The following is a 5,223-nucleotide window of genomic DNA, read 5'->3' as shown; positions in this document are numbered from 1 at the left end:
CTCGGCGTCACCTCGTCGATCCTGGGGCGCCCCTGGCGCGACCGCTGCGCCGATGCGGCGCTCCAGGCCTATGCGGCGACCATGACGCAGGCGCACGGCCTGCCGGACCTGCTCGCCCGCGTGCTGGCAAGCCGAGGCATCAAGCCGGCGGAGGCGCAGGCCTACCTGCAGCCGCGCCTGCGCGATCTCCTGCCCGATCCCACTTGCCTCGTCGACATGGAGGCCGCCGCCGAGCGCCTCGCGCGGGCTTGCAGGACCGGCGAGACCGTGGCGATCTTCGGAGACTACGACGTCGACGGGGCCGCGAGCGCCAGCCTGCTCGCAGGCTACCTGCAGGCCTTCGGGGTGACCACGCGCATCCACATCCCGGATCGAATCACGGAAGGCTACGGCCCCAACGTCCTGGCCGTCACGGCGCTGGCGAAGGCGGGCGCGACACTCCTCGTCACCGTCGATTGCGGCACGGCAGGCCATGAGCCGCTTGCGGCCGCCGCAGCGCTCGGCCTCGACGTGATCGTGCTCGATCACCACGGCGCCCCGGAACAGCTGCCGCCGGCCTGCGCCATCGTCAATCCAAACCGCCTCGACGACCTCTCGGGCCTTGGCCACCTCTGCGCGGCCGGCGTGGTCTTCCTGACCCTCGTGGCCCTCAACCGGCGCCTGCGCGATAGCGGCATGCAGCCCGAGCGGCTGCCGAACCTGCAGGACGGGCTCGACCTCGTGGCGCTCGCGACGGTCGCCGATGTCGTCCCCCTGCGCGGGCTCAATCGCGCTTTCGTGGTCCAGGGGCTGGCGGTGATGCGCGCACGGGGCAGACCCGGCCTCGCCGCTCTCCTCGACGCGGCAGCCCTGAGCGAGCCTCCGGAGGCCTGGCATCTCGGCTATCTCGTCGGACCGCGCATCAATGCCGGCGGCCGTATCGGCGATGCCTCCCTCGGCGCGCGCCTGCTGCTGACCGACGATCCCGCCGAGGCCGCCCGGATCGCGGCCGAACTCGACCGGCTCAACCGCGAGCGACAGGCCATCGAGGCGCATGCCGTGCAGGAGGCCGAGGCCGAGATGGACCGGGCCCTCACCCACGATCCCGATCAGCCGATCCTCGTCGCCGGGTCCGCCGATTGGCATCCCGGCATCGTCGGCCTCATCGCGGCCCGCCTGAAGGAGCGCTTCGGCCGGCCGGCCTTCGCCTTCTCGCTGAAGCCGGACGGCAGCGCCGTCGGCTCGGGCCGCTCGGTCGGCGGTGCGGATCTGGGCCAGGCGGTGCGCGAAGCCGTGGAGGCCGGCATGGCGGCGAAGGGCGGCGGCCACGCGATGGCGGCGGGCGTGACGGTGGCCCAGCAGGATCTGACGCGCTTTCGCGATCACCTCGCCGGGCGGCTCGGCGGGGCAGTCGCCGAGGCCAGGGCCGTCGAGGCGCTCCTGCTCGACGGGACCGTCAGTGCCGGCGGGGCCACCGCAGAGATGGTCCGGCTCATCGGGCGCGCCGGCCCCTTCGGCCAGGGTGCTCCCGAACCCGTCTTCGCCATGCCCCATCACCGCGTCGTCGATGCCGGGATCGTCGGGCACGGGCACGTGCGGGCGCGCTTGCGCAGCCGTGACGGCCAGCCAATCGGCGCGATCTGCTTTCGCGCCTCGCAGGGGCCGATCGGGCTCGCGCTCCTGTCCGGCATCGGCCGCGAATTTCACGTCGCCGGCACCCTGACATGCGATCGCTGGCGCGGTGCGGAACGAGCTCAGCTGCGGATCTGCGATCTTGCTTCGGTTGGCCACGGCGAGGGTGCCGGATCCGGTTGACACCTGCGCGCCCCCTCACCATAAGGACCGCCGCGACCCCAAGGGACGCGATGTTGGGGGAATGTCCCGAGCGGCAAAGGGGGCGGACTGTAAATCCGCTGCGTAAGCTTCGTAGGTTCGAGTCCTACTTCCCCCACCAACCCTTCTCTGCCGCACCTGCGCCGTTCGGATAGAGCCGCTGACGCATCCGGTGGTTGCGCAGAGTCCCTGATCACCGTCCGCGGACGCTCCAGGCGCACGGGGAAGGACCCGACTCCGGCTATCCTTGCGCGACCGCATACCTCCGGTACCATTCGACGAAGCGCGGCAGCCCGACGTCCAGGCGCACCTTCGGTGCGTAACCGGTCAGGGCATGGATCCGCGAGATATCCGCCCAGGTCTCCGTCACGTCTCCTGGCTGCATCGGCCGCATCGTCTTGATGGCCTCGCGACCGAGCGCCCGTTCGATGATCTCGATGAAGGTCATCAGCATCTCGGGCCGGTCGTTGCCGATATTGAGAATCCGGTTGATCCCCGGCTCGGGCGGGCGGTCGAGAACCCCGACGACACCATCGACGACGTCGTCGATATAGGTGAAGTCGCGTTTCATCCGTCCCTCGCCGAAAACCTCGATCGGCTCTCCGGCCAGGATCTTACGGGTAAACGAGTAGTAGGCCATGTCCGGGCGGCCCTCGGGACCGTAGACCGTAAAGAAGCGCAGGCCCGATTGCGGGATCCCGTACAATCGGCCGTAGGTGGTGCTCATCAGCTCGCAGGCCCGCTTCGTGGCCGCATAGAGCGAGACCGGCTCGTCGACGCGGTCCGCCTCGCTGAATGCGACGCCGGACGAGGGTCGATCGCCATAGACCGAGCTTGAGGATGCGTAGACGAGGTGCCTGATCCCGGGGGCGTGCCGGCAGGCTTCGAGGACCGAGAGGTGGCCGGCCAGGTTCGATCGCTCGTAGGCGAAGGGATTGTCGATCGAGTAGCGCACGCCGGCCTGGGCACCGAGATGGACCACGCGGTCGACGGCCTCCCGTCTCATCTCCTCGGCGAAGGCCGCGGCATCGGCGAAGTCCATCCGGACGAGGCGGAAGTCTCGATACGCGGAGAGCCGGACGGCGCGTGCCTCTTTGAGCGCAGGATCGTAATAATGATTGAAGTTGTCGATACCGAGAACGCGTTCGCCGCGCTTCAGAAGGTTTTCGGCGACATGAGAACCGATGAAACCGGCTGCTCCGGTGATCAGAACGGTACCCATGGCTGGCTAGATCCCGAGTTCCTGTCACATCGCACAGCATTCCGGAGACCGGGGCGGGCCTGCGAGGACCGGAACATCGGTCCCGATCCTCGCCCATGCCCCGATCGCCTCAGCCTCAGATGACTCTTTCGGTCGCCTTCGTTTCGGCCGGTTGGCCGCGGCTGAGGATGTATCCGAGTCCAACGACCAAGACCGCTCCGGCGACAGCGGCGATATAATGCGCCGTCTGTTCGTAGCCCGTCAGGTGACTGGCGAGGAACGGGTCCGTGATGATCATCTCGCCCGCGATCCAGCCGAGTAGCGCGGCACCGGCCCAGATCACGAATGGGAAGCGCTTGATGAGCGTGGAGATCAGGGACGCGCCGGCCACGATGAGGGGGATCGAGAGGAGCATGCCGAAGATGAAGAGCTCTGGATGCCCCTTCGAGGCGGCCGCGATCGCAACGACATTGTCGAGGCTCATCACCGCATCGGCGATGGCGATGGTTTTAACGGCGCGCCAGAGGGTGTCGCTCTCGCCCACATTGTGCTCCGCCTCGTCCTCGCCCTTCACGAGCTTGACGGCGATCCAGATGAGGAGGACGCCGCCGAGGATGCGCAGGAACGGGACGGCGAGCAGGTAGGACACGATCAGCGCGAAGACGATCCGCAATGCGACGGCCGTGCCTGCACCGAGCAGGATGCCGGTGCGGCGCTGGTGCTCGGGCAAAGAGCGACAGGCGAGCGCGATCACGACGGCATTGTCGCCGGAAAGCAGGATGTCGATCCAGACGATCTGCAAAACCGAAAGCCAAAATTGGCTGCTCGAAAAGTCCATTGACGACCTCTTTCGACGTTAACCGCTATGGGTCAGCATGGACCGACCTCACGTTCAAGACTGTCGGCAACCTAATGACCGCCCCCGTTAGAGTGGTCCAGATTGAACCATAATGCATCGTCGATCGGCACGCGACCGCCGGGCCACCCTGCGGAACCGACGCGGCGCTTCGGCCGAAATCGATCATCGGTCCGAACGCCTAGACCTTGCCGAACCGCGCCCGCGATCCTTTTCGCGTTAGCACGCCGATGCGCTCGGCCGAGCTGAACAGCTTCTTCGCCAGGGCGTGCCGCGAGGTGCCGGCCTTCAGCTGCCCGATATGGACCTTGCCGTACTCGTCCAAATCCCGTCGGAAAGCGGCCTGGTAGAGATCGCGCACGAAGCGCTCGTCGTCGCCTCCGTCCAGAGGGACGTCGAGCCAAGCCTGGCTTTTCGTTGCGGCGACCAGGATGCGGGACCCCACGCTTTCGATCGCCGTGACCTTCAGGCCGGCATTGGCACACAGGATGCCGACGCCCTGCGGTGAACTCGCGTTGATCGGCAGGGTCTGACGGCGAACCGCGACGTTCACCGAGAAGAACACGATCCCTCCCACCGCGAGCTTGTCGCTGACCTCCAGAAGGCGGATGCAGAAATCGCGAACCGAGAAGGTATCGAGGTGATCGCGCGCGTAGATGACGGCCCATTCGCGTTCCCCCGGCAGGTCATCGATCCGAGCGGAGGAGAGCGTCAGCCGCTCTCCCTCGGGGAGAAGGCCTTCCAGGGCGAAGTGATCCTCCGCGCTTCGCGCGTGCGGGGTCGGCAATCGCTGCCGAAGCCGAACCGCGTTCCACGAGACCCGCCGGAGTAGGGTCATCGACACGGACTTGATGCTCCGTTTCCGGCCGGTTGTCCGCCCCGCTTTCGCCGGATCGCCCCGGCGGACACGGGCCTGGCTACGGTCGGAACCGAGCCACGCGGCATCGGCCTCCTCGACGGCATCGATCCATTCCCGGCACAGGCCGATGCTGTCGAGGCGTCGCTTCAGGTGGCGTACGTCGAATCGCGATCTCGCCTCCATCAGCGCCTCATGGAGGTCGGTGGCGGCCCGATCCCACGATTGCACCTGCTCGACATGGGTGAGGTCTACCCTCCAGGCCGGCGACGACAACGCGCGATCGACCACCGCCTGCGTGTTCTCGCATAGATGGATGTTGGCCCCGCGTTCGGTCCGATCGCGGATCTCCCGGAAGACGGGAAGGTCGCGCGCGACCACCGGTATGTTGCGCGCCAATGCGTGCAGGATGGGAAGCCCGAAACCTTCGTAGTGGCTCGGGAACAGGACCACTGTCGCGGAGGCGTAGATCTGATCGACCTCCTCCTCGCTGAGATA

Annotated in this window: 4 protein-coding genes and 1 tRNA gene; 2 read left to right on the top strand and 3 right to left on the bottom strand. The window is 67.4% G+C overall.

All coding sequences use genetic code 11. The features are described 5' to 3' along the window. Both recJ and ACFE7U_RS02190 read left to right on the top strand, forming a co-directional pair. Nucleotides 1–1,794: single-stranded-DNA-specific exonuclease RecJ (gene recJ, locus ACFE7U_RS02195; protein WP_375408091.1), on the top strand; the 1,794-nt coding region annotated here is incomplete at its 5' end. 55 nt (nucleotides 1,795–1,849) lie between these two features. Further along, a tRNA-Tyr gene (locus ACFE7U_RS02190) sits at nucleotides 1,850–1,933 on the top strand. 120 nt (nucleotides 1,934–2,053) lie between these two features. Here the strand turns inward: ACFE7U_RS02190 and ACFE7U_RS02185 are convergent. The 3 genes from ACFE7U_RS02185 to ACFE7U_RS02175 all read right to left on the bottom strand — a co-directional run. Continuing rightward, on the bottom strand, nucleotides 2,054–3,034 hold the full coding sequence (locus ACFE7U_RS02185) for an NAD-dependent epimerase/dehydratase family protein (RefSeq protein ID WP_375408090.1): 981 nt from the start codon (nucleotides 3,032–3,034) through the stop codon (nucleotides 2,054–2,056). A gap of 115 nt (nucleotides 3,035–3,149) precedes the next feature. After that, complete coding sequence (locus ACFE7U_RS02180; protein ID WP_375408089.1) at nucleotides 3,150–3,851, bottom strand: TerC family protein; 702 nt, start codon at nucleotides 3,849–3,851, stop codon at nucleotides 3,150–3,152. 199 nt (nucleotides 3,852–4,050) lie between these two features. Then, nucleotides 4,051–5,223, bottom strand: a 1,173-nt coding sequence (locus ACFE7U_RS02175) for a glycosyltransferase (protein ID WP_375408088.1), incomplete at its 5' end; no start/stop codon positions are given.

The organism is uncultured Methylobacterium sp., assembly GCF_964251405.1.
GTDB lineage: Bacteria > Pseudomonadota > Alphaproteobacteria > Rhizobiales > Beijerinckiaceae > Methylobacterium.
This window is presented reverse-complemented; position numbering and strand designations above follow the sequence as displayed.